Origin of the sequence: Streptomyces sp. DH10, assembly GCF_029813805.1 — a bacterium.
Classification (GTDB): Bacteria; Actinomycetota; Actinomycetes; order Streptomycetales; family Streptomycetaceae; genus Streptomyces; species Streptomyces coeruleofuscus.
This window is the reverse complement of record NZ_JARVKU010000030.1, coordinates 22,320-47,398: the sequence shown is the minus strand read 5'-3', so window position 1 is coordinate 47,398 and position 25,079 is coordinate 22,320. Positions and strand designations below refer to the sequence as shown.

General features: G+C 70.7%; 19 protein-coding genes and 1 pseudogene. 4 read left to right on the top strand and 16 right to left on the bottom strand.

Features of this window, described 5'->3' with window-relative positions; all coding sequences use genetic code 11:
- Positions 1 to 208 precede the first annotated feature (208 nt).
- Positions 209 to 1,708 carry a transcriptional repressor NsdA gene (nsdA, locus tag QC385_RS39175; protein WP_279546188.1) on the bottom strand — a complete coding sequence of 500 codons (1,500 nt, stop codon included), beginning with the start codon at positions 1,706 to 1,708 and terminating at the stop codon, positions 209 to 211.
- 445 nt (positions 1,709 to 2,153) lie between these two features.
- On the opposite strand from nsdA, the gene QC385_RS39170 reads away from it, so the two are divergent.
- On the top strand, positions 2,154 to 2,819 hold the full coding sequence (locus tag QC385_RS39170; protein ID WP_279546187.1) for a bifunctional DNA primase/polymerase: 666 nt from the start codon (positions 2,154 to 2,156) through the stop codon (positions 2,817 to 2,819).
- A 138-nt stretch (positions 2,820 to 2,957) separates the two neighbouring features.
- On the opposite strand, the gene ftsY is transcribed toward QC385_RS39170, so the two are convergent.
- The gene (gene ftsY / locus QC385_RS39165) at positions 2,958 to 4,157 is read right to left on the bottom strand and encodes a signal recognition particle-docking protein FtsY (RefSeq protein WP_279546186.1); all 1,200 of its coding nucleotides are present in this window, start codon (positions 4,155 to 4,157) and stop codon (positions 2,958 to 2,960) included.
- Positions 4,158 to 4,307: 150 nt separating this feature from the next.
- Between ftsY and QC385_RS39160 the strand changes: the two are divergent.
- Positions 4,308 to 5,270, top strand: a pseudogene (locus QC385_RS39160) (LLM class flavin-dependent oxidoreductase); the annotation flags it as partial.
- Between the two features lie 149 nt (positions 5,271 to 5,419).
- On the opposite strand, the gene QC385_RS39155 reads toward QC385_RS39160, so the two are convergent.
- The 4 genes from QC385_RS39155 to QC385_RS39140 form a co-directional block, all read right to left on the bottom strand.
- Positions 5,420 to 6,838, bottom strand: a complete 1,419-nt coding sequence (locus tag QC385_RS39155; protein WP_279546185.1) for a sugar porter family MFS transporter — start codon at positions 6,836 to 6,838, stop codon at positions 5,420 to 5,422.
- Between the two features lie 222 nt (positions 6,839 to 7,060).
- Entirely contained in the window at positions 7,061 to 10,639 is a 3,579-nt protein-coding gene (gene smc / locus QC385_RS39150; RefSeq protein WP_279546184.1) for a chromosome segregation protein SMC, read from the bottom strand.
- Positions 10,640 to 10,849: 210 nt separating this feature from the next.
- A complete protein-coding gene (locus QC385_RS39145) occupies positions 10,850 to 11,053 on the bottom strand; it encodes a hypothetical protein (protein ID WP_003993245.1) in 204 nt (67 codons plus the stop codon).
- Positions 11,054 to 11,433: 380 nt separating this feature from the next.
- Complete coding sequence (locus tag QC385_RS39140) at positions 11,434 to 11,715, bottom strand: acylphosphatase (protein ID WP_059421923.1); 282 nt, start codon at positions 11,713 to 11,715, stop codon at positions 11,434 to 11,436.
- Between the two features lie 162 nt (positions 11,716 to 11,877).
- Here QC385_RS39140 and QC385_RS39135 point away from each other — a divergent pair, with 162 nt between their 5' ends.
- A complete protein-coding gene (locus QC385_RS39135) occupies positions 11,878 to 13,029 on the top strand; it encodes a CAP domain-containing protein (RefSeq protein ID WP_279546183.1) in 1,152 nt (383 codons plus the stop codon).
- A gap of 70 nt (positions 13,030 to 13,099) precedes the next feature.
- Complete coding sequence (locus tag QC385_RS39130) at positions 13,100 to 13,498, top strand: winged helix-turn-helix transcriptional regulator (RefSeq protein WP_279546182.1); 399 nt, start codon at positions 13,100 to 13,102, stop codon at positions 13,496 to 13,498.
- Here QC385_RS39130 and mutM read toward each other — a convergent pair.
- The 10 genes from mutM to QC385_RS39080 form a co-directional block, all read right to left on the bottom strand.
- Positions 13,488 to 14,348: a bifunctional DNA-formamidopyrimidine glycosylase/DNA-(apurinic or apyrimidinic site) lyase gene (gene mutM, locus QC385_RS39125; RefSeq protein WP_279546181.1), complete on the bottom strand. Its 861-nt coding sequence runs from the start codon at positions 14,346 to 14,348 to the stop codon at positions 13,488 to 13,490. The two genes, QC385_RS39130 and mutM, sit on opposite strands and share 11 nt — an antisense overlap.
- Before the next feature lie 66 nt (positions 14,349 to 14,414).
- Entirely contained in the window at positions 14,415 to 16,595 is a 2,181-nt protein-coding gene (locus tag QC385_RS39120; protein WP_279546180.1) for a tetratricopeptide repeat protein, read from the bottom strand.
- 322 nt (positions 16,596 to 16,917) lie between these two features.
- The gene (locus tag QC385_RS39115) at positions 16,918 to 17,355 is read right to left on the bottom strand and encodes a hypothetical protein (protein ID WP_279546179.1); all 438 of its coding nucleotides are present in this window, start codon (positions 17,353 to 17,355) and stop codon (positions 16,918 to 16,920) included.
- Between the two features lie 110 nt (positions 17,356 to 17,465).
- On the bottom strand, positions 17,466 to 18,302 hold the full coding sequence (rnc, locus tag QC385_RS39110; protein WP_373304907.1) for a ribonuclease III: 837 nt from the start codon (positions 18,300 to 18,302) through the stop codon (positions 17,466 to 17,468).
- A 19-nt stretch (positions 18,303 to 18,321) separates the two neighbouring features.
- On the bottom strand, positions 18,322 to 18,495 hold the full coding sequence (rpmF, locus tag QC385_RS39105) for a 50S ribosomal protein L32 (RefSeq protein ID WP_003951102.1): 174 nt from the start codon (positions 18,493 to 18,495) through the stop codon (positions 18,322 to 18,324).
- 2 nt (positions 18,496 to 18,497) lie between these two features.
- Positions 18,498 to 19,142 (bottom strand): YceD family protein, encoded by a 645-nt coding sequence (locus QC385_RS39100; protein WP_279546178.1) that lies wholly within the window; start codon positions 19,140 to 19,142, stop codon positions 18,498 to 18,500.
- Positions 19,143 to 19,271: 129 nt separating this feature from the next.
- Positions 19,272 to 20,345: an ATP synthase F0 subunit B gene (locus QC385_RS39095; protein ID WP_279546177.1), complete on the bottom strand. Its 1,074-nt coding sequence runs from the start codon at positions 20,343 to 20,345 to the stop codon at positions 19,272 to 19,274.
- A 121-nt stretch (positions 20,346 to 20,466) separates the two neighbouring features.
- Positions 20,467 to 20,946: a pantetheine-phosphate adenylyltransferase gene (gene coaD, locus QC385_RS39090; protein ID WP_279546176.1), complete on the bottom strand. Its 480-nt coding sequence runs from the start codon at positions 20,944 to 20,946 to the stop codon at positions 20,467 to 20,469.
- Between the two features lie 26 nt (positions 20,947 to 20,972).
- Positions 20,973 to 21,560, bottom strand: coding sequence for a 16S rRNA (guanine(966)-N(2))-methyltransferase RsmD (gene rsmD / locus QC385_RS39085; protein WP_279546175.1), 588 nt, complete (start codon positions 21,558 to 21,560; stop codon positions 20,973 to 20,975).
- 105 nt (positions 21,561 to 21,665) lie between these two features.
- On the bottom strand, positions 21,666 to 24,917 hold the full coding sequence (locus tag QC385_RS39080; RefSeq protein ID WP_279546174.1) for a helicase-related protein: 3,252 nt from the start codon (positions 24,915 to 24,917) through the stop codon (positions 21,666 to 21,668).
- Between the last annotated feature and the right edge of the window lie 162 nt (positions 24,918 to 25,079).

The following is a 25,079-nucleotide window of genomic DNA, read 5'->3' as shown; positions in this document are numbered from 1 at the left end:
GACGAAGGCGCTCTCTGTGTTACGCCTCGATGAACTGCCGGATAGTGGGCGCGTCGATCGTTATCGTGACGCAATCTTCCGCGCGGAAGCGGGTCCGGCCGCGGTCGGCCCTCCGATGACCTGGCACGGGGGGAGCCGAGTCGGGCAGTTCGGGAGGGCCGGCCGCGGCCGGGGTTCAGGGGGCGGGCAGATGCCCGGAGAGCCGGGCTCAGACCGCCTCGGCCGTCTCGGGCAGCTCTGCGGCCAGCCGCTCGGTGAGGTCGACGACCTCACCGAGGTCACCGAAGTCGCGCGCGGCCGAGTCGACCGTCTTTCGGATACGAGTGTTGACCCGCTCGGAGCGGACCTTCTTGGCGACCTGCATGGCCTGGGAGGCGAAGACCGTGCACTGCTCGGGCTCGCGCTGGAGGAGGTTCACCGTGGCCATGCCGATCAGGTTCAGCGCGTACGACCGCTGGTGCTCGCCGTCCTCGGCGAAGAGCTCCACGGCCCGCTTCATCAGGGGCTCGGCCAGCGAGGCGTACGTCGGGCTGCGGCCGGCGACATAGGCAAGGTCGCGGTACGAGTGCGAGTTCTCCCCGTACAGCTCGGCCTCGGAGAAGAAGCGGATCCAGTCGGGGTCGGGCTCGTCCCACTCGTCGGCCTCGGCGAAGGTGTCCTCGGCCATCCGGACCGCCCGCTTGCACTTGCCGGGCTGGCCCATGTTGGCGTAGGCGCGGGCCTCCATCGCATACAGCATCGACTGGGTGCGCGGGCTCGCGCAGTCCCGGCTGCCGTACTGCGCGAGGTGGATCAGCTCCAGCGCGTCGTCGGGCCGGCCGAGGTGGATCATCTGCCGGCTCATGCTGGACAGCACGTACGAACCGAGGGGCCGGTCACCGGCCTCCTTCGCGGCGTGCAGCGCGAGGACGAAGTACTTCTGCGCGGTCGGCTGGAGCCCGATGTCGTACGACATCCAGCCGGCCAGCTCGGCGAGTTCGGCGGCGACCTTGAACAGGCGCCGGGTGGTGGCCTCGGGCTGGGGCTCCTGGAGCAGGTCCGTCACCTCGTGCAGCTGGCCGACGACCGCCTTGCGGCGCAGGCCGCCGCCGCACTGGGCGTCCCACTGCCGGAACATCACGGCCGTGGACTCCAGCAGGTCCAGCTCCGGCTTGGAGAGCCGGCCGCGGGCCCGCCCGGAGGGGCCGGCCGCGAGGTCGGGCTCCGACCGCGGGGCCGGGGGCGAGGGGACGAGCCAGCGCTGCATGGGCTCGATGAGGGCCGGGCCCGCAGACAGGACCAGCGAGCTCCCGAGGAAGCCGCGCCGCGCCAGCATCAGGTCGCTGCGCGAGAACTCGCTGAGCAGGGCCACGGTCTGCGGGCCCGTCCAGGGCAGGTCGACGCCGGTCGCGGAGGGGGACTGGCGCGCGGTGCGCAGCCCCAGGTCCTCGACGGAGACGACGACGCCGAAGCGCTCCGAGAACAGCTCGGACAGGATCCTGGGGATCGGCTCGCGGGGGTTCTCGCCGTCGAGCCAGCGGCGCACGCGCGAGGTGTCCGTGGAGATGTGGTTGGCGCCCAGCTGGCGTGCCCTGCGGTTGACCTGGCGGGCCAGCTCGCCCTTGGACCAGCCGCTGCGCACGAACCAGGAGGTGAGCAGCTCGTTCGGGCGCTTGTCAGTGTGCGTCGCGTTCGCAGCGTTCGTCCCGCTTCCGCCGTTGCCGCTCACTGGAACGCCCCCATCCCTGAGACCACTTGTCGCCGAGTGCGCCAAGGCCTATCAGCATGCCGGTTCGTACGGCCGTCCGTCCGGCCCTTGTCACCCTTCGAACGGAATACCGACTTGCCTCCGGCATACCCACGAGCGCATGTGCCCCCAGGACTCGTGCACACAAAGTAATCCTACGATCACCCGTCCAGCCACGGCTCACACGGAAACGCCACCATTCGCCACCCCAACGAATGAACCCACCCGCGCGTCACCGCGATTCACTTGACACAGGCCGCCCGGGAGCGGGTGCAGCGATGCACTCGGGGGCGCGTGTCGCCAGACACACCACCGTGGGCACTTCAGGGCGCCGAGTGAACCGTTCGCCGTCGGGAAGGCGGGAACAGAGAGTCACGTCTCGCGTCCGCTGCGTAACCAGCGGTGGGCCGGACCCGTTGGAGGGGGCATGGGCTTCACGATCGGCATCAGCCGGGGCATGCGCGACATCCGGACCGGCTCACGCCGCCGCGGCCGCACGTCGGACGGCACCGCCGTGGCCGAGTACACCGGTCTGTGGGGCTGGGACGTGGTGCCGGGCGCCCGGGCCGCGGCGGGCGCCTGCTCCTGCGGCCGCCGTGACTGCCCGGCGCCGGGCGCGCATCCGCTGGACTTCGCTCCTGTGATCCCCGCCGGGGCGACGCTGGACGAGGTGACCGAGACCTGGGGCGAGTTCCCCGGCGCCTCGGTGATGCTGCCGGTCGGCCGGGCGTTCGACGTCATCGAGGTGGCGGAACCCGCCGGCTGCCGCGCGCTGGCCCGGCTGGAGCGCATGGGCCTGCCCGTCGGGCCCGTCGCGGTCACCCCGGACGGCCGCGCCCACTTCTTCGTGGCCCCCGGCGCCGCCGCCGACCTGCCCGGCCTCCTCTACCGCATGGGCTGGGACGACCCGGCCGCCCTCGACCTGCGCGGCTTCGGCCCCGGCGCGCACATCACGGCACCGCCCTCGGACCACGCCGGTCTCGGCCCGGTGTGCTGGCTGCGCTCCCCCGCCCTGGACTCGGCATCCAGGCCACCGGAGGCCCGCCTGGTCCTGGGCACGCTGGCGTATGTAGCGCACCGGTCACGGGCCTAGGGCACTGGGTCACGGGCATAAGAGCCCTGGGACAGCGCCCCGCACAGCGAAGCGCCCGACCCCGACTGCACCTCGGGGGCGGGCGCTTCCCTGCTGTATACGGACGTCAGGAGCCCACGCTCCGATGTTGTCCGCAGCTCACTCTCCGATAAGGGCGTCAACGAACGCCTCCGGCTCGAACGGCGCCAGGTCGTCCGCACCCTCGCCCAGCCCGACCAGCTTGACCGGGACGCCCAGCTCGCGCTGGACCGCGACCACGATGCCGCCCTTGGCCGTGCCGTCCAGCTTGGTGAGGACGATGCCGGTGATGTCGACGACCTCGGCGAAGACCCGGGCCTGGACCAGGCCGTTCTGGCCGGTGGTGGCGTCGAGCACGAGCAGCACCTCGTCCACCGGGGCCTGCTTCTCCACGACCCGCTTGACCTTGCCGAGCTCGTCCATCAGGCCGGTCTTGGTGTGCAGGCGGCCGGCGGTGTCGATGAGCACGACGTTCGCGCCCATCTCCTTGCCCTCCTTGACCGCGTCGAAGGCGACGGAGGCCGGGTCGCCGCCCTCCGGTCCGCGCACGGTGTAGGCCCCGACGCGCTCGCCCCAGGTCTGGAGCTGGTCGGCGGCGGCGGCCCGGAAGGTGTCGGCGGCGCCGAGGACGACGCTCTGACCGTCGGCCACCAGGACACGGGCGAGCTTGCCGGTGGTGGTGGTCTTGCCGGTGCCGTTCACGCCGACGACCAGGACGATGCCCGGCTTGCGGTCCTCCGGCTCGGTCTTGACCGTGCGGTCCATGTCCCGGCCGACCAGCGTGATCAGTTCCTCACGCAGCAGGGTGCGCAGTTCCTCGGGGGTGCGGGTGCCGAGGACCCTCACCCGCTCGCGCAGACGCTCGACGAGTTCCTGGGTGGGCTGCACGCCGACATCGGCGGTGAGCAGGGTGTCCTCGATCTCCTCCCAGGTGTCGTCGTCGAGGTGCTCGCGCGACAGCAGGGTCAGCAGGCCCTGGCCGAGAGCGTTCTGCGAGCGGGAGAGCCGGGCCCGCAGCCGGACCAGGCGGCCGGCCGTGGGCTCCGGGACCTCGATCTCGGGGGCCTCGGTGGGCGGCTCCTCGACGACGACCGGAGCCGAGCCGTCCGGGAGATCCACCTCCTCTATCGTGCGCCGCGGTTCCTCCCGCGGCGTCTCGGCCTCGTCGCCGACGTGCGGCTCGGCCGGTGGGGCGGTGATGTCGGGCGCTGCGGGCGGGGGCGGGGGCAGCTGCTTCTTGCGCCGGCTGCCGACGATGAGCCCGCCGAGCGCGCCGAGCACGACCACGGCGATGACTACAGCAAGGATGACGATGTCCATAACGCGTCCAGTATCAGTCATGGGGCCCCGGGGCACGCTGCTCGCACCGCCCTCCCGGGACAAGGGCCGCCGGATCTCCACACCCCTGGATGTCTGACGCCCCGTCAGCTAACGTCCTCCGGACACCCGCCCGGTGAAGGGAGACGTCCCATGCCCGTCTCGGTCGTACGCTTCAACCTCGTCGCTCCCGGGGCCACCCCCGCCGAGCTCGCCGCCCGGTACCGGGCGGCCCTGGAGATGGCCTCGTACGCCGACGACCGGGGCGTGACCACCGTGCAGACGGAGGAGCACCACGGGGCCGACAACAACTGGCTGCCGTCGCCGTTCGCCTTCGCGGGGGCGGTCTTCGGCGCGACCCGGCGTGTCGCGGTCACCGTCTCGGCGGTCATCGGCCCGCTGCACGACCCGCTGCGGCTCGCCGAGGAGATCGCCGTGCTGGACCTGCTGAGCGGCGGCCGGCTGGTGACGGTCGCCGGGATCGGGTACCGGCCCGAGGAGTACGACCTGTTCGGCGTGGACTTCGCCCGGCGCGGGCGGCTCCAGGACGAGCTGCTGGAGACGCTGCTGAAGGCCTGGACGGGCGAGCCCTTCTCCTACCGTGGCCGCACGGTCCGCATCACTCCGCGCCCGTACACCGAGCCTCACCCGCTGCTCCTGGTCGGCGGCTCCTCCAAGGCCGCCGCCCGCCGGGCCGCACGGCTCGGCCTGCCCTTCTTCCCCAGCGCGCACCTGCCGGAGCTGGAGGCGTACTACAAGGAACGGCTCGTCGAGTACGGCACCGAGGGCTGGGTGATGATGCCCGCCGCCGAGACACCGCTGCTGCATGTGGCCGAGGATCCGGACCGGGCCTGGGCGGAGCACGGGGAGCACTTCCTGCACGAGGCGCGGACGTACGCCTCCTGGCAGTCGGGCGGCGTGCGCTCGGCGGTGAAGTCGGCGGCGACGACGGTCGAGGACCTGCGTGCGGAGGGCGTGTACCGGATCCTCACGCCGGAGCAGTGTGCGGGGCTGGGGCTGGACTCCTTCGTCCTGCATCCGCTGGCGGGCGGCATGCCGGTGGAGGAGGGGTGGCGGAGCCTGCACCTGTTCTGCGAGCAGGTGCTGCCGGGCCTGGGGAGAGCGGCCCCGGTGATCGGGGCGGCGCCGGTGACACAAGAGACCGCCGCCCCGGCTCGGGCAGTGGCCGAACCGGGGCGACGGCGGGTTACGGGGAGAGGGGCAGCGGGGACTTTGGCCCTTCTCCCCGAGTGTGCGGGACGGGCTCAGCCCATCTCCTCCAGCGCCTTGCCCTTCGTCTCCTTGACGAACTTCAGGACGAACGGGATGGAGAGCGCGGCGAACGCGGTGTAGATCACGTAGGTCGCGGACAGGTTCCAGTCGGCCAGCGACGGGAAGCTCGCGGTGATGGCCCAGTTGGCGATCCACTGCGCGGCGGCGGCCACGCCCAGGGCGGCGGCGCGGAGCCGGTTCGGGAACATCTCGCCGAGGAAGACCCAGACGACCACACCCCAGCTCAGGGCGAAGAAGAGCACGAACATGTGCGCGGCGATCAGGGCGACCCAGCCCTGGGTGGCGGGCAGCTGGCCGTCGACCAGGTCGTAGGAGAACGCCCAGGCCTCCAGCGCTAGACCGATCACCATGCCGACCGAGCCGATGAGGGCCAGCGGCTTGCGGCCGACGCGGTCGACGAAGATCATCGCGATCACGGTGCCGACGATGTTGATGATCGACGTGGTGAACGAGTAGAAGAACGAGTCCGTCGGGTCGACGCCGACCGACTGCCACAGCGTCGAGGAGTAGTAGAACGCGACGTTGATGCCGACGAACTGCTGGAAGACCGACAGGCCGATGCCGATCCAGACGATCGGCTTGAAGAAGAAGCTGCCGCCGAGCAGGTCCTTGAAGCTGGACTTGTGCTCGCTCTTCATGGCGTGCTCTATCTCGGTGACACGGGCGTCCAGGTCGACGTCCTTGCCCTCGACCTCGGTGAGGATCTCCCGGGCGCGCTCATGCTTGCCGACGGAGATGAGGAAGCGCGGGGACTCCGGGATGACGAAGGAGAGCAGCCCGTAGAGGACCGCCGGGACGACCATGACGCCGAGCATGACCTGCCAGGCCTCCAGGCCCATCAGCTTGCCGCGCTGGTCGCCGTCGGCGGCGTTCAGCACACCCCAGTTGACCAGCTGCGACACGGCGATGCCGATGACGATCGCGGCCTGCTGGAAGGAGCCGAGCCGGCCGCGGTAGGCGGGCGGGGCGACCTCGGCGATGTAGGCCGGGCCGATCACGGAGGCCATGCCGATGGCGAAGCCGCCGACGACGCGCCAGAAGGCGAGGTCCCACAGCGCGAAGGGCAGCGCGGAGCCGACGGCGCTGACGGTGAAGAGGACGGCGGCGATCTGCATGCACCGGATGCGGCCGATGCGGTCGGCGATACGGCCGGCGGTCGCGGCGCCGACGGCGCAGCCGATGAGGGCGATGGCGATGACCTGGGCCAGGGCTGCGGAGCCGACGTCGTAGCGGTCGCGGATGGCCTCGACGGCGCCGTTGATCACGGAACTGTCGTAGCCGAAGAGGAAACCGCCCATCGCGGCCGCCGCCGCGATGAAGATGACGTGCCCGAGATGATCGGGATGAGCCGTCCTGGCTCCTGACCTGGATGCCTGCGCTGTGCTGGTCACGTGTACTCCTCGGGCCACCGGCAACGCTGCCGGAGCGAATCAGCCTTCGAGGTGCCACCTGAAGGTACCTGAAGGTAAAAGGAACGTTGCCGAGACTATGCCTTCAAGTTTCGAAGTCAATAGATCAGTAGCTGTGAATCTGAGGCGGGAATGTGTCAGTGATGTGTTCAAGTGTTGAAGTCATGGAGAGTCGCAGGTGAGGCAGGTGTAGAGCACACTCATCTAGCGGAGGCGCTGGCTGATGACCTTCGACACACCGTCGCCCTGCATGGAGACGCCGTAGAGCGCGTCGGCGACCTCCATCGTGCGCTTCTGGTGGGTGATCACGATCAGCTGGGAGGCTTCCTGGAGCTCCTGCATGATCCGGATGAGCCGCTGGAGGTTGGTGTCGTCCAGTGCGGCCTCGACCTCGTCCATGACGTAGAACGGGCTGGGCCGGGCCTTGAAGATCGACACCAGCAGCGCCACGGCGGTCAGCGACCGCTCCCCGCCGGAGAGCAGCGACAGCCGCTTGACCTTCTTGCCCGGCGGCCGGGCCTCGACGTCCACGCCCGTGGTGAGCATGTTGTCGGGGTCGGTCAGGATCAGCCGCCCCTCACCACCCGGGAACAGCCGGCTGAAGACGCCCTCGAACTCCCGGGCCGTGTCCCGGTAGGCCTCGGTGAAGACCTGCTCGACGCGCTCGTCGACCTCCTTCACCACCTGGAGGAGATCCGCCCGCGTCTTCTTGAGGTCCTCCAGCTGCTCGCTGAGGAACTGGTGACGTTCCTCCAGCGCCGCGAACTCCTCCAGGGCGAGCGGGTTCACCTTGCCGAGCTGCTGGTAGGCGCGTTCGGCGGCCTTCAGGCGCTTCTCCTGCTCGGCCCGGACGAACGGCCTGGGCCGGTTGCGCGGGTGCTCCGGGTCCTCCGGCAGCTCCTCGCCCTCGGCGGGGGGCGAGGGCGGCACGAGCTGCTGCGGTCCGTACTCCGCCACCAGCCCCGCCGGTTCGACACCCAGCTCCTCCAGCGCCTTGGTCTCCAGCTGCTCGATCCGCAGCCGCTTCTCGGCGCCGAGTACCTCGCCGCGGTGGACCGAATCCGTCAACTTGTCGAGTTCGGACTTGAGATCGCGCCCCTCGGTGCGGGCGCGGGCGAGCTCCTGTTCGCGGCGGGCCTTGGCGGCCTCGGCGGCGGTGCGTTCCTCATCGGCGCGGGCGAGGGAGACCTCGACGTGCGCGAGCAGCTGCCGGGCACCCGAGCCGACGGCCTCGGCGACGGCCGCCTCGTGCCGCAGCCGGGCCCGCCGCTGCTCGGCACGCGCGCGTGCCTCGCGCTCCGCGCGGGCGGCCCGGTCCAGGGAGTCGGCCCGTCCGGCCAGCCCTTTCACCCGTTCCTCGTGCGTACGGACCTGGAGGCGGGCCTCCATCTCCGTCTGGCGGGCGTTGGCCCCGTCGGCGGCGAGCCGGTCCCGTACGGAGGTGTCGGGCTCCTCCTCGATCGGCATCTCCTCGGCGACGGCGAGCCGCTCGGCGAGTTCCTCGACCTCCGCGAGTGCCCGGTCGAGGGCCTCCTGTGCCCGGGCCGCGGCGGCGGTGGACCGCTCGGCCTCCCCCGCCGCGCCCCGCGCCTGCCCGGCGAGCCGGCCGAGCTGCTGGGCGACGGCGGACTTCTCCCGGTCGGCGGCCCGGCGCCGCTCCCCCAGTTCCTCGGCCAGCGCGGCGCACTCCTTGCGCCGCTCGACGGCCTCCTGCTGGACCTCGGCCAGCTCCTCGCAGCGCACGGCCAGCTCTTCCAGCTCGGCGGCGGCCTCGTCGACGGACGCCTGTACTTCGAGGAGGCTGGGGGCACCGGCGGAGCCGCCGTGGGCGAAGTGGGCGCCGAGGAGGTCGCCCTCGGCCGTCACAGCGGTGAGGTCGGGGTGGGCGTAGACGAGGTCTTCGGCGTCTTCGAGGGTGCTGACGACGACGATGCCGTGGAGCAGCCGTCGGACGGCGGGCATGAGGTCGGCGGGGCCGCGGACCAGGTCGGCGGCGAAGGGGTGTCGTGCGTCTGCGGGACCGTTGTGGCCGCTCGCGCCGTTCCCCGCGCCCCTGGGGTGAGCGTCTCCGGCCAGGAGCAGAGTCGCCCGGCCTCCGTCCTGTTTGCGCAGGAGTCTGATCGCGTCCGCTGCCGAAGACGGGCTCGTCACCGCGATCGCGTCCGCCGCGGCTCCGAAGGCAGCCGCGAGGGCGACTTCATAGCCCGGGGTCACCGTCAGGAGTTCCGCCGCCGGGCCGAGGATGCCGGAGAGACGGTCCTTCGCCGCGAGCAGTATTCCGGTGCCGTCCTTGCGGCGCAGGCCGAGCGCCAGGGCCTCGTGGCGGGCCTGGGTCGCGGCGCGACTGCGTTCCGCCGCCGTGGTCGCCTCGCGGGCTGCCGTGAGGGCGGCCTCGGCCTCGGCGAGCTGCTGCTTCGCGGCCTCGTGCTGCTCGGCGAGTTCGGCGTCCGAGGCGTCGAGGCCGTCGACCTCGGCCTTGAGTGCCTCGTACTCCTCCTGCGCGGCGACGGCACGTTCCCGCGCCTCGTCGCGGGCGGCGGCCAGGCGTTCGATCTCGGCCTGGGCGGAGGCGGCGCGGGAGCGGGCCGCGTTGACCTGGCCGCTGAGCCGGGCCAGTCCCTCGCGCCGGTCGGCGATGGCGCGGGCGGCGTCCCTGAGGCGCCGTTCCTCCTGGGTCAGGGCGCGTTCCAGCTCGGCGCGGTGGGCGACCGTGTCCTCCAGGGCGCGTTCGGCCGCCTCCAGGGCCGCTTCCAGCTCGGCCTCCTGCTCGCGGATGCGGGCGGCCTCGCGCTCCATGTCCTCCGGGTCGCGGCCGCGCCGTTCCTCGGGGGGCGCGGAGGTGGCGCTCTTCACGCGGGCGTCGGCCAGCGAGATCGTGCCGCGCACCCGTTCGGCGAGCTGCGAGAGCTCGTACCAGGTCTGCTGGGCGCGCTGGAGGCGCGGCGTGAGCTGCCGTACCTCGTCCTCCAGGAGCGCTTCCCGCTGGAGAGCCTTGCGCAGCTCCTGCTCGGCGGCCTCCTTGCGTTCCTTCAGTGCGGCCTCGTCGGCGACCTCCGCCTTCAGGGCTTCCCGGAGCCGGACGAGGTCGTCGGCCAGCAGGCGCAGCCGGGCGTCGCGCAGGTCGGCCTGGATGACGGCGGCCCGGCGCGCGACGGCGGCCTGGCGGCCGAGGGGCTTGAGCTGGCGTCTGAGTTCATCGGTGAGGTCCTGCACGCGCGCGAGGTTGGCCTGCATCGCGTCCAGCTTGCGCAGCGCCTTTTCTTTGCGCTTGCGGTGCTTGAGGACGCCGGCGGCCTCCTCGATGAAGGCACGGCGGCCCATGGGGTCGGCGTGCAGCACGGAGTCGAGCTGGCCCTGTCCGACGATGACGTGCATCTCGCGGCCGATGCCGGAGTCGGAGAGCAGTTCCTGGATGTCGAGGAGGCGGCAGGTGTCGCCGTTGATCTGGTACTCGCTGCCGCCGTTGCGGAACATGATCCGCGTGATGGTGACCTCGGCGTACTCGATGGGCAGGGCCCCGTCGGAGTTGTCGATGGTCAGGGACACCTCGGCGCGGCCCAGCGGAGGGCGGCCGGTGGTGCCGGCGAAGATGACGTCCTCCATCTTGCCGCCGCGCAGCGACTTGGCGCCCTGCTCGCCCATGACCCAGCTGAGCGCGTCGACGACGTTGGACTTGCCCGAGCCGTTCGGTCCGACGACGCACGTGATCCCCGGCTCGAACCGGAGTGTGGTCGCCGAGGCGAACGACTTGAACCCGCGGAGGGTCAGGGCCTTGAGGTGCACGCCGCCGGACTCTACCGCTCGGGTTCATCTCACTCCATGAACCCACGGTTTCGCCACTGAACGCACAGGGCAGACCAGACGTTAAAGACGGTGAAAGGATGCGGGGGCAAGAAAGAAGGGACGCCTACGGCGTCCCTTGCACTTCTGACAACTCAGCGGTTATGACGGGCGGCCCGACCACTGCCGTGCTGTTGTGGAGCGGTGCAGTGATCAGGTGAGCGCAGGCTCCGCCTGGTGTGCGTCAACGCTCTCCATGATCCTGTCGTGAGAAGCGGCAGCCGTCAGCGCCTCGTTCTCGGCCTGGATCCGTACGAGTTCGGATTCCAGGTCCTGGACGCGCTGCTGGAGCCGTCGCATCTCGGCGAGGAGTCGAGGGTCGGAGCCGCCGACGTAACCGAGAAGCGCCTTTGCCATGATGGATGGTCCTCCACAATGAGTGACCGACCGATGCGGTGTGGGTCGTGAGGGATTCCGCACCCGCAGTCTTGGCAGGGCCTGGAGTTGTGCTGCCGTTCAGCCATGCCAAACAGCTAGGTGCGCGGGGTGCTTTCAGCGTCTCACCAAAAAGTTTGACGGTCAACACGATCACGCCCCGTATTGGCGGACGACCCGGGCGCGCACGGCCTGAAACGGCGGTGCTGCGGCTTCTGCGGGGCCCTCGGGGCGTGACGATCATCCTTGCGTGTGCGGCCTGCCAAGGCAAGTGATTCTTGCAATCACCAGCAAGTTTCCGTCCTGGACGGCCTTCGGCGACCGGTCCGCGGGCGGCCCCGGGGCCGCCCGGCGGTCTGGCATCAGCGGATGGCGAAGCCCTCGTAGCCGCCACGCGGTGTGTCCCAGATCTCGGTGACGCCGTCCACGCGGCCGGGCGTGTCGTCACTCCGGAGCCACTCCAGCAAGCCTTCACAGCCCTCTCGCGCGCCCTCCGCGACCACTTGGACGCGTCCGTCGCCCAAATTGAGAGCAAAACCACTCAGGCCGCCGATCTCCAGGGCCTTGGCCCGTGTGAACCAGCGGAAACCCACACCTTGGACGCGTCCACGCACCCAGGCGACCAGTCGCACATCCTCGCTCATGACGGCAACCTAACCGCCCGATCTTCCCTCCGGACACTTCCTCCACTTGCGCCATGCGGTACCGTCCCCACCCAACGAATCTCATATGAAACTCACACGATCGCGTGAGTTTGGTGTTGATCTCGAGGACGAGTCGACCGCCAGGACGAGGAAGGCCAGGACATGGGACGCCACCGACGCTCCGCCGCCGGCCGCGCCGCCACGGGCCGCGCCACGGGAATCACGCACGCCGACGGCTCCGTGGCAGGCCAGGACCCGCTGCACTCCACCGCGGGTGACGGCCCGACGATGGGCATCGCGCCCTACCTGAACCCCGAGGCGTACGCCGGCACCTACGCGAAGAGCGAGGCCTACCTGTTCGCCACGGGCGCCTCCGAGCCGGGTGGCGGCCATGACGCCCGGACCGCCGAGACGGCCGTCTTCGCCGACGACGGCTTCACGCCCGACGGCGGCGCCCGGCGCTCGGGCTCGCACCGCCGCCGGAAGAAGGCCGCGCGGCCGATGCGCACCGGGCTGCTCGGCGTCTCCGCGGCGGTCGCCCTCGGCACGGTCGCGGTCGCCACGGGCGCGGTGCCCGGCCTCGAGAACTACAAGCTCGGCGGTGGCAACGGCGGCGCCGACAAGGTGCAGGCCGGGGACACGCCGACGAACAGCCCGATCGAGCAGGGCGGCACCACCGGCAGCGCCGACGGCCGGGACGGCGCGCCCACGAGCCGGGACGCCGAGCGCTCCCTCTCGCCGTCGCCGTCCGCCTCGAAGTCGTCGGCCGCGCCGACGAAGACGCCCGAGAAGCCGGAGAAGACGCAGGAAACGCAGGACAAGACCCCGGAGAAGAAGAAGCCGGCGGTCACCCCCCGCGAGAAGCCGGACAACACCCCCTCCCGTACGGCCACGAAGGCGCCGCAGAAGCCCAGCGCGTCCGCCGCCCTCTCCGGCGAGTCCGCCGCCGCGGCCCAGGTGCTCAAGCTCGTGAACGAGGAGCGGGCGCAGGTGGGGTGCAGCCCGGTCGCCGCGAACAGCGCGCTGACCGAGCTGGCGCAGAACTACAGCGAGGACATGGCCGCGAGGGGCTTCTTCGACCACACCGACCCGGACGGCAGGACGCCGTGGGACCGGGCCGAGAAGGCCGGGATATCCAACCTCGGCGGGGAGAACATAGCCCGCGGCCAGGCCGACGCCGCGGCCGTGATGGACGCCTGGATGAACAGCCCCGGCCACCGCGCCAACATCCTGAACTGCGACTTCAAGACGCTGGGCGTCGGTGTCGAGCTCGGGTCGGGCGGCCCGTGGTGGACCCAGAACTTCGGCTACTAGACCCTGTCAGCGCTAACCAAAAGTTAGCGCAACCTGTCGGTCAGCGCTGCGCTGGCGTAGGCTGGGGCATATGACCACCACCCAGGAGCTCACGGCGGGGCTGGACGACCTCCCGTACAACGTGTTCGCCAGAGTCTGCCCCTCGCGCGGCACGCTGGAGCACGTCACGGGCCGCTGGGGCGCGCTGACGCTGGGCGCCCTGTACGAGGGCTCGCTCCGCTTCAACGAGCTGCGTCGCCGCGTCGACGGCGTCAGCGAGAAGATGCTGTCCCAGACGCTGCACGCGCTGGAGCGCGACGGCCTGGTGCACCGCGAGGCGCAGCCGACCAACCCGCCCCGCGTGGACTACGAACTGACGCCGCTGGGACACGGCGTGGCCGAGCGGCTGCTCGCCCTGATCCACTTCGTGGAGGGCAGCATGGACGACGTACTGGCCGCGCGGGAGCGGTACGACTCCGCTAGGGCGTGATCCGCGGAGGCCGCTGGCACTTCGGGCAGTAGTAGCTCGACCGGTTCATCCAGGGCCGTCGGCGCATCGGGGTGCCGCAGCGCCGGCAGGGCAGGCCCTCGCGGCCGTACGCGTCGAGGGACCGGTCGAAGTACCCCGACTCGCCGTTGACGTTGACGTACAGGCTGTCGAAGCTGGTGCCGCCCACCGCCAGGGCCGCGTTCATGACGTCCCGCACATGACCCAGGAGCAGCAGGCTGCGCGGGCGCGTGAAGGTCGCGGTCGGGCGTTCGTAGTGGATGCGGGCGCGCCACAGGGCCTCGTCCGCGTAGATGTTGCCGACGCCGCTGATCAGCGATTGGTCGAGCAGGGCCCGCTTGATCGTGGACCGCTTGCGGCGCAGCGCCCGGTGGAAGGCCTCGTCGTCGAAGAGCGGGTCGAGCGGGTCGCGGGCGATGTGGGCGATGACGTCGGGCAGGCCGTCGGGGGTGTTGTCGTGCAGGGACAGGCCGCCGAAGGTGCGCTGGTCGACGAAGCGGAGCTCGGTGTCCAGGGCGTCGGTGAAGCGGACGCGGATGCGCAGGTGCTTCTCGTCCGGGGCCGTCTGCGGCTGGACCAGCAGCTGGCCACTCATGCCGAGGTGGGCCAGGATCGACTGGTCCGTGTCCTCCAGCGGCAGCCACAGGTACTTGCCGCGACGGCTCGGGACGCCGATGCGGTGGCCCTTCAGACGGTGCGCGAAGTCGTCGGCGCCCTCGACATGGCGGCGCACGGCGCGCGGGTGCAGCACCTCGGCCTCGGCGACGGTCCGGTGGGCGACCCACCGTTCCAGACCGCGCCGTACGACCTCGACCTCGGGCAACTCGGGCACGGCTCTCCTTCTGCTCCGATCCCTGAACGCGCGGACATGCGTCCGCAGCGTAGCGCGGTCATACCGTCAGCCCGGCGGGCCGGTCGGCAGTACCCGGCCGTCGGCGGTGAGACCCCGGGTCAGCAGGGCATCGGCCTCGTCCGCTCGGCCCTGGGCCCGGAGCACCTCGGCGAGATCCCACACGGCATGGTGATCACCCTGGTCGATGAGCGTGCGCAGCTCCTCGGTCCGGCCGAGTTTCTTGAGCAGGTCGCGTCGCTGGTAGGCCGGTGTGTCCCCGCCGGGTCCGGAGAGGAGGGCGACGGCCCTGTCCGTCAAGCCGCGCGCCACGAGGGCGTTCACGAGCTCACGCGTGGTGTCGAACAAGCCTGCTGTGCGGCCTCCGAGGGCATGCAGCCAGACGGCCTCGTCGAGGTCGTCTTCCTCGATGGCCAGTCTGGTCAGCTCGCCCACCGCGTAGGTGTCACCGGACGCCGCGCGCGCCCGCAGGTCCTCCACCCGCCCGGTGACGCGCAGCAGTTCGGCCAGGTCCCCGCCCACGTAAGAACCCTCCTCGGCGTGCGGGGTGAGTACCGCCACCGCCTGCTCGACGTCACCTCGCTCCCGCAGGAGCCGAGCCGCCTCCCGCGCCGCATCGGCATGCCCGTCCGCCGCCCGCTCCAGCAACGTGCCGACGTCGCCGCTCTGCGCCAGCAGATGGGCCAGCATGAAGTCGACCTCGCCGTTGCCCTGATCCACGAAGTCCCAGAGCATCTCGATGCCCTCGTCCGTTCGGCCCTTCTCGTGGAGGAGGTCGGCGAGACAGCAGGCCGCGTCGTAGTAACCGTCCTCCGCGAGCTCGTACAGCCGCTCGACGTTGCCCTCTTCCTTGTGCAGCTCGGCGAGGAACAGGAGGGCGTCGGGGTACTCGCGTCGGTGGAGCATCTCCAGGATGGGGATGGCCCGTTCGTTCTCGTCCTCGTCATGGAAGAGCTGCGCCAGCCGGTACCAGGACCACAGGTCGTCCGGGTCGAGATCGTCCAGCAGCAGTGCGATCGCCAGCTGGGGGTCCCCGTACTCGATGAGATGGCCGACCGCGTACTTGTTGCCGGCCTCCGCCAGGTCGAGCAGTTCCTCGAAGTCCCAGCCCGCCAGAATCGTCCGGTACAGAGCGGCGTCCGGGGCGCTGGACGCCGTCAGCCGGTCGGCCATCTCCTGGGCACCGGCCGCGTCCCCCGACCGGTGGTACACCTCACCGAGCTCGTACATGGCGGACACGGAGCCCTCCTCGACCGCCTTGCGCAACAAGGGAACGGCGGCAGCGAGGCGCTGCCGGGCGGCGGCGGCCGCTCCGGTCCTGACGACATCCGCACGGTCGGTGAGATGCTCGGCGCATGCCTGCCAGAAGGTCTCCGGCGGGGGTACGGCACGTTGGGCCCGGCCGGTGTGGTGCAGAACGTAGTCGGCTACCCGATAGCCGTCGGGACGCCCCATCGCTGTGCCGTGGCTGACGGGGACGAGAGCCGAGGTGGCGCCCAGCAGCGGTCCGGTCGCGTAGCCGAGCGCTTCCTCGAACCAGCAGTCCGGGGCGCCGGCCCGTTGGGCGGGGCCGCAGTAGCCCGGCGCGGCGGATCGCAGGAGGCCCTCCGGGATGGGTGATTGGACCCCCATGAGGGTCGCGTCCACGGCCGCGGTCATCAGGGCGCGGGCATATGGGTCGGCGTTCTCCCACCGATGGACGAGCTGCGGAGCCCCGGCGATGACCTGGGTCAACCCGAAGTCCTGGGACTCCAGAGCCACGCGCAGCCGGCCGTCCGACTCGGCGAGAGCGACCGCGCGTTCCCGTTCGGCGGGGCTGAGAACGGCGCTGACGTGCACTGTCTCCGCGAGCTTGAGCAGTTCCCGCTCGGCGCGGTGCCGGTCCTCGTCCGTCGGGGAGAGGGGTGTCGCAGTCCAGGTGTCGTAGTAGTGCGGCCAGAGCGTGCCCACCAGCACCACGGGATCCGGCCGGGCCAGCAGGGCTCGGACGGTCGCCGCCGTGAGCTGGTGCGTGCCGGACACGTGATTCTGTAGTTCATCGAGCCAGATCACCAGCCGGCCGGGCAACTGGTCCGCGACGGGAGCGATCCTGCCGGCATCGGCAGGATGCAGTAGCCACCAGTCGGGCAGCAGGGCGCGGATCGCCTCGTGGAGCGACCGGGTCTTGCCGACCGATGAGCCACCCACCAGGAGAACGAATCCGCCGTCCCGTGCGGCCGCTCTGATCATCGGACGCACCCCACCGTCCCGATCGTCCAGGTCACGGGGTACGTAGGCGGGTAATGCCGTGGACTCGGCGCCGGTGAGGCGAATAGAGCGGTGGACCCCCAGCCTCATCGGGTCGGCGTCCCTGACACGGACACACCCCAGGGCTGACGGAGCAGGCGGAGCGGTGCCGGTCTGCTCCTCCGAAGGCAGGCGGACGGTTCCCTCGGGGCCGGTGATCAGGGTGACGTCACCGGAGACGTCTCCTAACTGGAACAAGTCCCTGCCGACGGCCGAGTGCTCCACCCGGCTCCGCTCGGGTCGTGCCGCCATCCGTTCTCCCAGGTCAGTCGCGGGCGGCGGGACCGAAGTGGACGTCGCCGCCGACCGAGCCGATCTGGATGCTGTCCCCGCCGATCACACTGCCGGTGACGACCTGGGAGCCGTCGCCGGTACGGGTGGCGGCAGGTGCTCGACCCAGCAGCGCACATACGTCGGCCGCCAGTTCCTCGTCGGCCAGGAGCGCCTTACGGATGGCCTTGCGCAGCGCGGCGGTGGTATCCGGGTCGTCCGGTTCCTCGACCACGTCGGCGAGGGCTTCGGGCAGTTCCTCGCCGTCCGCGCGGCTGCCGAAGATCCGCTGCGCCAGCCGTCGGCCCAGAGCGACGGTCGCGCTTGCGGCCTCGTCCTGCGTGCGGGCCAGTACGGCGACGCCGTAGGCGCCCGCCGCCGCTGTGATGTAGGGGGTGATCTCCCCGACCACCTGTACGACGTCCCCCGACATCCTTCCCCCTCGCACCCGGTGGATGGGCCGAGCGCCCGCCCCGGCAGGGGCGGGCGCTCGGACGCGCTGGGCTGTGCCGGCCGCCCGGCTGGGGCGCCGGGCGGTGGCTGTCAGCCGTCGACGCTGCCGTCGACGGCCGTGTGGGCGGCCTGAGCCGCCGCCGTCTGCGTCGCCTCTGCGGCCTTGGCCGCCTTGGCGCGCTCGTCCGCCGCGGCCCGGATGGACCGCCACGCGGACTCGGCGGCCTGCTGCTCCGCCTCCTTCTTGCTGCGGCCGGTGCCGGTGCCGTACGAGACGCCTCCGACGCGGGCGGCAGCAGTGAAGGTCTTCTCGTGGTCGGGGCCGGTCTCCGTGACCAGGTACTCGGGCACGCCGAGCCCTTCGGTCGCGGTGAGCTCCTGGAGACTGGTCTTCCAGTCCAGGCCGGCTCCGAGGTTGGAGGATTTCTCGATCAGGGGATCGAACAGGCGGTGCACCAGCTCCGCCGCCGAGTCCAGCCCCTGGTCGAGGTAGACCGCGCCGATCACCGCTTCGAGGGTGTCGGCGAGGATGGACGCCTTGTCCCGGCCACCCGTGCCCTCTTCACCCCGGCCGAGCCGGATGAAGGAGCCCAGGTCGAGCCCGCGCCCCACCTCCGCAAGCGCACGCGAGTTCACCACCGCGGCCCGCAGCTTGGCCAGCTGGCCTTCAGGCAGGTCGGGGTGGGTGCGGTACAGCGTGTCCGTGACGACCAGGCCGAGCACGGAGTCCCCGAGGAACTCCAAACGCTCGTTGGTCGGCAGACCGCCGTTCTCGTATGCGTACGACCGGTGGGTCAGTGCTCGCACCAGAAGGGCGGACTCGACCTTGTAGCCGAGCCGCCCTTCCAGAAGCGTGTGGGACGAGGCCTGGTTGTCCGCCGTTGCGCTCCCGCTCACGCGGGAGGACTTGTTCTTAGGCGTGGACACAGTGCCTCTCACCAGCCGCTCAGACCTCGAGGACCTGGCGCTTGTTGTAAGTGCCGCAAGAGGGGCACGCGATGTGCTGCTGCTTGGGCTCGTGGCAGCGCTCGCACGCAACCAGGGTGGGGACCGCAGCCTTCCACTGCGACCGGCGGTGGCGCGTGTTGCTGCGCGACATCTTCCGCTTCGGAACAGCCACGGCTACTTCTCCTGCTTCTCGTCGACGCCCGGTTCGGCGCCGCTCATCTCGTCCTTCTCGCCGTCCGACATGGTGTCGGCGAGTCCCTGCAATGCCGCCCAACGGATGTCGACGGCGTCATGGTGGTGGTCCGGGTCGTCCGCCAGCCGTGCGCCGCACTCGGCACACAGACCAGGGCAGTCTTCCTGGCACACCGGCTGCATCGGCAGTGCGAGCACCACCGCATCACGCAGCACGGGCTCGAGGTCGAACAGGCCGTCCTCGAGGAAGAGCCTGTCCTCGTCGTCCTCGGCGTCGTCGCCCGGTTCCGCGATCACGCGGCCCCGGTCGTCGGCGTCAGGGTACGAGAACATCTCCTGGAACTCCGCTTCGACGTCGAGCTGAAGCGGCTCCAGACACCTTACGCACTCCCCCTCGGCGGCGGCACGGGCGGTGCCTGTGACGAGCACCCCTTCCATGACCGACTCCAGACGGAGTTCGAGCTCCACCGGGGCGCCTTCCGGCACTCCGACGACTTCCTTGATGCCGAAGTCCTTGGGAGCGTCGACCGTGCGGGTCAGGCGCTGTAGCGCACCGGGCCGCCGACCCAGCTCGTGTGTGTCGAACACGAGGGGGTTGCGGTGGTCGAGGCGGGCGTTCAGGGCCATTCCTGCTTTCGGTCTTCCGAGCTGAGGGGGACGCCGCCCTTCGGTGTTCCCGGGCAGCGGTGATCGCGGACGTACGCGCGACCGAAGAGCCAGGATACTGGACCTTTGCCTGTCGGCCCAATCCGGTGCTCAGCCGTTGCCGCGGCCCTGTTCATAGGCCCGGAGCTGCTCGGCGCTGATCATGCCGGTGTCGAAGAGGCTGGTCTCGTCCAGGGCGTATCCCTGGTTGTTCTGGGAGCTCTGATGCCCCTGCTGCGGCTGCTGCTCCTGTTGGCCCTGCTGCTGGGCCTGGGCCGGGTCGTACGCGGCCTGCTGCGGGTCGTAGCCCTGGTAGGCGTAGGGATCGGCCTGGTAGCCGTACTGGTCCTGCTGGGCGGCGTACGGCTGCTGCTGCGGGTAACCGCCGTAGGGGTCGGGCTGCTGCTGATAGGCGTAGGCAGGCTGCGGCTGGCCGTAGTCCTGCTGCTCGGCCGGGGGCTTCTCCTCCGGGAGGGCGGCCAGGCCGGCGAGGTAGTCGGCGTCGCTGGTGTGCTGGACGGTGCCGGTGTCGTCGGCGAGGGCGCCGAGGTCATCGGTGGCGATCCGGCCGTGCAGCTTCTGCCGGCCGCGACCGACGGCCTCCAGGGTCTTGGCGAGGACCGCCTCGAAGGCGCCGAGCTTGACGTCGACGTACTCGTCGGCGCTGCGGCGCTGGGTCTCCGGGTCGTGACTGCGCTCGGGGGCGTCCTCGTCCTGGTAGCCCTGCTCGTCGGTGCCGGGGCCGGTCCCGAGGAGCTTCTCGCGGCCGCGGCCGACCGAGCCCAGGGTCTTGGTGAGCACGACCTCGAAGTTGGCGAGCTTGGAGTCGACGTAATCGTCGGCCTCGGCGCGGATCTCCTCGGCCTCCCGGCGGGCCTCGGCGAGGATCCGGTCGGCCTCGGCCTGGGAGCGGCGGGCGATCTCGGTGTCGGAGATCAGGGAGCCGCGCTCGGCGTGCGCGCTCTGGATGATCCGCTCGGCCTCCTGGCGGGCCTGTTCGACCATCTGCTCGCGGTCGCCGATCAGCTCCTGCGCCTGGGCCAGGGAGCCGGGCAGCGCCGCGCGCACCTCTTCCAGCATGGAGAGCAGTTCGGCGCGGTTGACCACGCACGAGGCCGACATGGGCATGGACCGGGCGCCGGAGACCGCGGCGACGATCTCGTCGAGCTTCTTCTGCACGTCCACCGTGTGCTCGCCACTCTCTACAGATGCGTTGGAGACGGACGGGACGACTGTACGGCCACGGGATCCCTGGGGGACACCGGGTGACGGGCTGTCAGGCTCCCGTGGGGCGCCCGGGGCGCGTTCAGGCCTTCCGCAGGCGCTCGCCGAGGACCTGGAGGACCTCCGCGGGGACCAGGTGGGAGACGTCGCCGCCCCAGGCCGCGACCTCCTTGACCAGGGAGGACGACAGGAAGCTGTAGGTGGGGTTGGTGGGGATGAAGAGGGTCTCCACGCCCGAGAGGCCGTTGTTCATCTGGGCCATCTGAAGCTCGTAGTCGAAGTCGCTGACCGCGCGCAGGCCCTTGACGATGGCGGGGATCTCGCGCTGCTTGCAGAAGTCGACGAGCAGGCCGTGGAAGGCCTCGACGCGGACGTTGCCGTACTCGGCGGTCACCCGGCGGATCAGGTCGATCCGTTCATCGATCTCGAACAGGCCCTTCTTCGACTGGTTGATCATCACCGCGACGTAGACCTCGTCGTACAGCCTGGAGGCGCGGGAGATGATGTCGAGGTGTCCGTTGGTGATCGGGTCGAACGACCCGGGACATACGGCGCGGCGCACTTGTGATCCCTCGCTCTCCGGTCCGGTCATCGTGCGTCTTCGCACGTAGAGGCGGCGCGACCGTACCAAAACGTTCCCTCGCCGTACCGACGGGCCCGGAGGGCTTCGAAACCCTCGGGCCACCGGAATTCACCGCCTCTGGTGCTGCGCTCCACGGTGACGAGGGCTTCTTCGCCGAGCCAGCCTTCCGAGCGGAGTGTGAGCAGGATCTCGCGAAGATCGTCGTCCGTGACGGCGTACGGCGGGTCGAGGAAGACGAGGTCGTACGGGTCGCCGGGGGGTGTCGTGCGGATGATCTGTTCCGCTTTGCCTGATCTGACCTCGGCGCCGGGGAGTCCGAGGGACTTCACGTTGTCGCGGACCGTGCGGGCCGCTCGCGCGTCGGCCTCGACGAGGAGGGCGTGGCCCGCGCCTCGGGAGAGGGCCTCCAGGCCCACGGCTCCTGATCCCGCGTAGAGGTCGAGGACGCGTTCGCCTTCCAGGGGTCCGCCGAGGAGGGACTGCCAGGTGGAGAAGAGGCCCTCTCGGGCGCGGTCCGACGTGGGGCGGGTTCCTGTACCTGGCGGGACGGCCAGGCGGCGTCCGCCGGCCGTGCCGGCGATCACGCGGGTCATCTGTGGTCCTTGGGTGTGGGCGGCTTCGGGTTCATTGTGGCTGGTCGCGCCCGCGCGGCGGTAGCCGCATATGGACTACAGCCTCGCGCCCCTTGGTGGCATCACTCAACCCTTTTCCAAGTACTGCTCCCTCTCCTCGTCCAGGAGGGCGTCCAGTGCTGTCCGCAGGGCCGGGAGGTCGGTCAGCTCCGGGTCCTTCGCCACGACAGCCGCCGCCTCCTCGCGGGCCTCGGCGATGATCTCCTCGTCCTCGATGACCGCGAGCATCCGCAGGCTGGTGCGGGCGCCCGACTGGGCTTGCCCGAGGACGTCGCCCTCCCGGCGTTGTTCCAGGTCGATGCGGGAGAGTTCGAAGCCGTCGAGGGTCGAGGCGACCGCGTTCAGGCGCTGGCGGGCGGGGCTCGCCTCGGGCATCTCGCTGACCAGGAGGCACAGGCCGGGGGCCGAGCCACGGCCGACGCGGCCGCGCAGCTGGTGGAGTTGCGAGACGCCGAAGCGGTCGGCGTCCATGATCACCATCACCGTGGCGTTGGGGACGTTGACGCCGACCTCGATGACCGTCGTGGCGACCAGGACGTCGGCGTCGCCGGCGGCGAAGCGGCGCATGACCGCGTCCTTGTCGTCGGGGTGCATGCGGCCGTGCAGCACCTCGACGCGGAGGCCCTTCAGAGGGCCCTTGGAGAGCTGTTCGGCGACGTCGAGGACGGCGAGGGGCGGGCGCTTGTCGGCGGCGTCCTCGGGGGATGCACCGGCGTCCGGGGACTTCTTCTTGCCGGTCTTCTTCGGGTCGTCCTCCTCGTCGCCGATGCGGGGGCAGACCACGTACGCCTGATGGCCGTTGCCCACTTCCTCGCGGACCCGCTCCCAGGCGCGGGACAGGAAGTGGGGCTTGTCGGCGGCCGGGACGACATGGCTGGCGATCGGCGAGCGGCCGGCCGGGAGCTGGTCGAGGACGGAGGTCTCCAGGTCGCCGAAGACCGTCATGGCGACCGTGCGCGGAATCGGCGTGGCCGTCATGACCAGGAGGTGCGGGGGCTGTTTGCCCTTGCCGCGCAGGGCGTCGCGCTGCTCGACGCCGAAGCGGTGCTGTTCGTCGACCACGACCAGGCCCAGGTCGTGGAACTGCACCTTGTCCTCGATCAGCGCGTGCGTGCCGATGACGATGCCGGCCTCGCCGGTGGTGAGGTCGAGCAGGGCCCGGCGGCGGGCGGCCGCGCCCATGGATCCGGTGAGCACCACCACCTTGGTGCCCTGCTCGGACCCGCCCAGCATGCCGCCCTCGGCCAGCTCGCCCATCATCTCGACGATCGACCGGTGGTGCTGCTGGGCGAGCACTTCGGTGGGCGCGAGCATGGCGGCCTGGCCGCCGGCGTCGACCACGGCGAGCATGGCGCGCAGGGCGACCATGGTGTTGTGGGTGACGGTGAAGTTGTCGGTGACGTACGCATGGCTCGGGTGGGCGACGCTGATGCACTGGACGGGCTTCCGACCGACGTACTCGACCGCCCGGATGCCGCGTCGGAACGTGTTGCATTCCGGCCTCGGACGCACGCGTTCTGCTTTGCGGGTGAGCCGGAACGGGGCGTAAGCGTCCGGCAGGGACACCTGCACGTTGTACGCGGCCTTCTTCGGCAGCACTCGCGCCCGGCCGCCCAGAGAACGTACGAGCCATGCGACGTCCTCCGCGAGTCGGCGCGAAGCCGAGCAGAGGGAGATGTTCACGCCGTCGGCTTGGACAGTGCCGTCCGTGTCCAGAAGTCCCTGCAACACGGCGAGACGGTCCTTGATCGGAGCGTTCTTGAAATCCTGGGGGACGAACTTGTCGTGGGACGTCGTTCCCCAGAGGCCCAACTCGCGCAGGACCTGGATCACTGGGTTGCGCACTTCTCCGGCACGCTGCTTGAGCTGGATCGTGTAGTCACAGTGCGATCCCTTCACCGGTACCAGCCGGCATTCGGGCGCTACCGCCGCCGCTACCGCGTCACGGATCTCGTCGTCGATGGTGGAAAGGCGGAGATTGTGCCGGAACGAACCGTCCCCCAGCAGCAGTCCGATCAGGTACGGGTCGAGGGGCAGCCCGGCGTCGCCGCCGAGATCGACCGGCTTCGCCGGCGGGATGTACCACTTCGACGACCCGTTGGCCTTGAACGTGTCGAGACGGATCTCCCGGGTCGTCATGACCTTGGGAGCCTGGCCACGGTGCCAACCGCGGCTCGTGCCGACGATCCAGAGATGCTCGTCGTCGCACTCGACGGAACTCCCGTCGGACAGGACCAAGCGCCACACATCGCGCTCTCCCTGAGGAAAGACACCGTCGACCAGCGCGATGTCCCCGTCCGGCACCACCACCTCGTCGCCCACCCGCAGATCCCCCATGGGGCGGAAGCCCGTGGGTGTGAGCACCAGTGAGTCGAGGGGCTGGGCCTTGCCCGATCCGACCTCCCCCTGCAACAGCCGGTGCATCGGGTGCTCCGTCGCCAGGTCCTCGAAGATCTCCCGGGAGACCCGCTGCTGGCCCTCGGTGAGGGTGAACGGGAGGCGGGCGTCGAAGGCCGTGAGGAGGCCGTCGGGGCTGGGTTTGCGGGGGACCGCCGGAAGCTGGGCGTCCGCGTGACGGCGGCGGGCCAGGGCGACCTGGAGGACGAAGGCCTCGTCCCATTTGAGGCGGGCGCGGGCGTCCTCGATGTCCGCCTTGGTGTGCGGGCGGTGGATCTTCAGGAGAGCCTCGGGGAGGGGGACCAGGCCGCGGCCCCGGCGCAGGGATTCCGGCAGCGGGTCGACGGCCTCCTGGGCGGTGGGCAGGACCGTCTGGAGCGCCTTGCCGATCTTCCAGGACTCCAGCTTGGCGGTGGCCGGGTAGATCGGGATCAGGGCGCCGGCCCATGTCTCGACGGACTCCTCCGGGTCGCCTCGCAGCAACTCGTAGGCCGGGTGGGCAAGTTGGAGGCGGCGGTTGAAGACGGAGACCTTGCCCGCGAACATCGCGCGGGTGCCCGGCAGGAGCTCCTTGTGGGGCTTGTGAACGCCGTTGCCGAAGAAGACCAGTTGGAGGCGGCCGCTGCCGTCCGTGATCGTGACCTCCAGGCGCTGGCCCTTGCCGCGCGGGGCCCTGGCGGAGGCGAAGGTGTGCAGACGGGCGTCGGCGACCTGGGCGACCACCGTGACGTGCTCGTCCATGGGGAGGTCGGCGAGGTGCGTGAGCTGGCCGCGCTCCTCGTATCTGCGCGGGTAGTGGTGGAGGAGGTCACCGACGGTGAGCAGGCCGAGGTGCTCGGCCATCACCTTCGCGGTGGCGGGGCCGAGCACCGACTTCAGTGGTTGTCGCAGCGGTTCGTGAAGTGCGGGCACGAGATCCATTGCACACCACCCCACTGACAATGCCGTAGAGGCCGTGGCGCAGGTCGCCGTATACGTCGCGGAAATCCCTGGTCAGACGGCTGGTTCGGGCCTTAGGATGACGCGCTCCCGGCCCCCTTTCGCGGTCACCGCCCCACCGGGACCGCCCGACCCCGCGCCGTC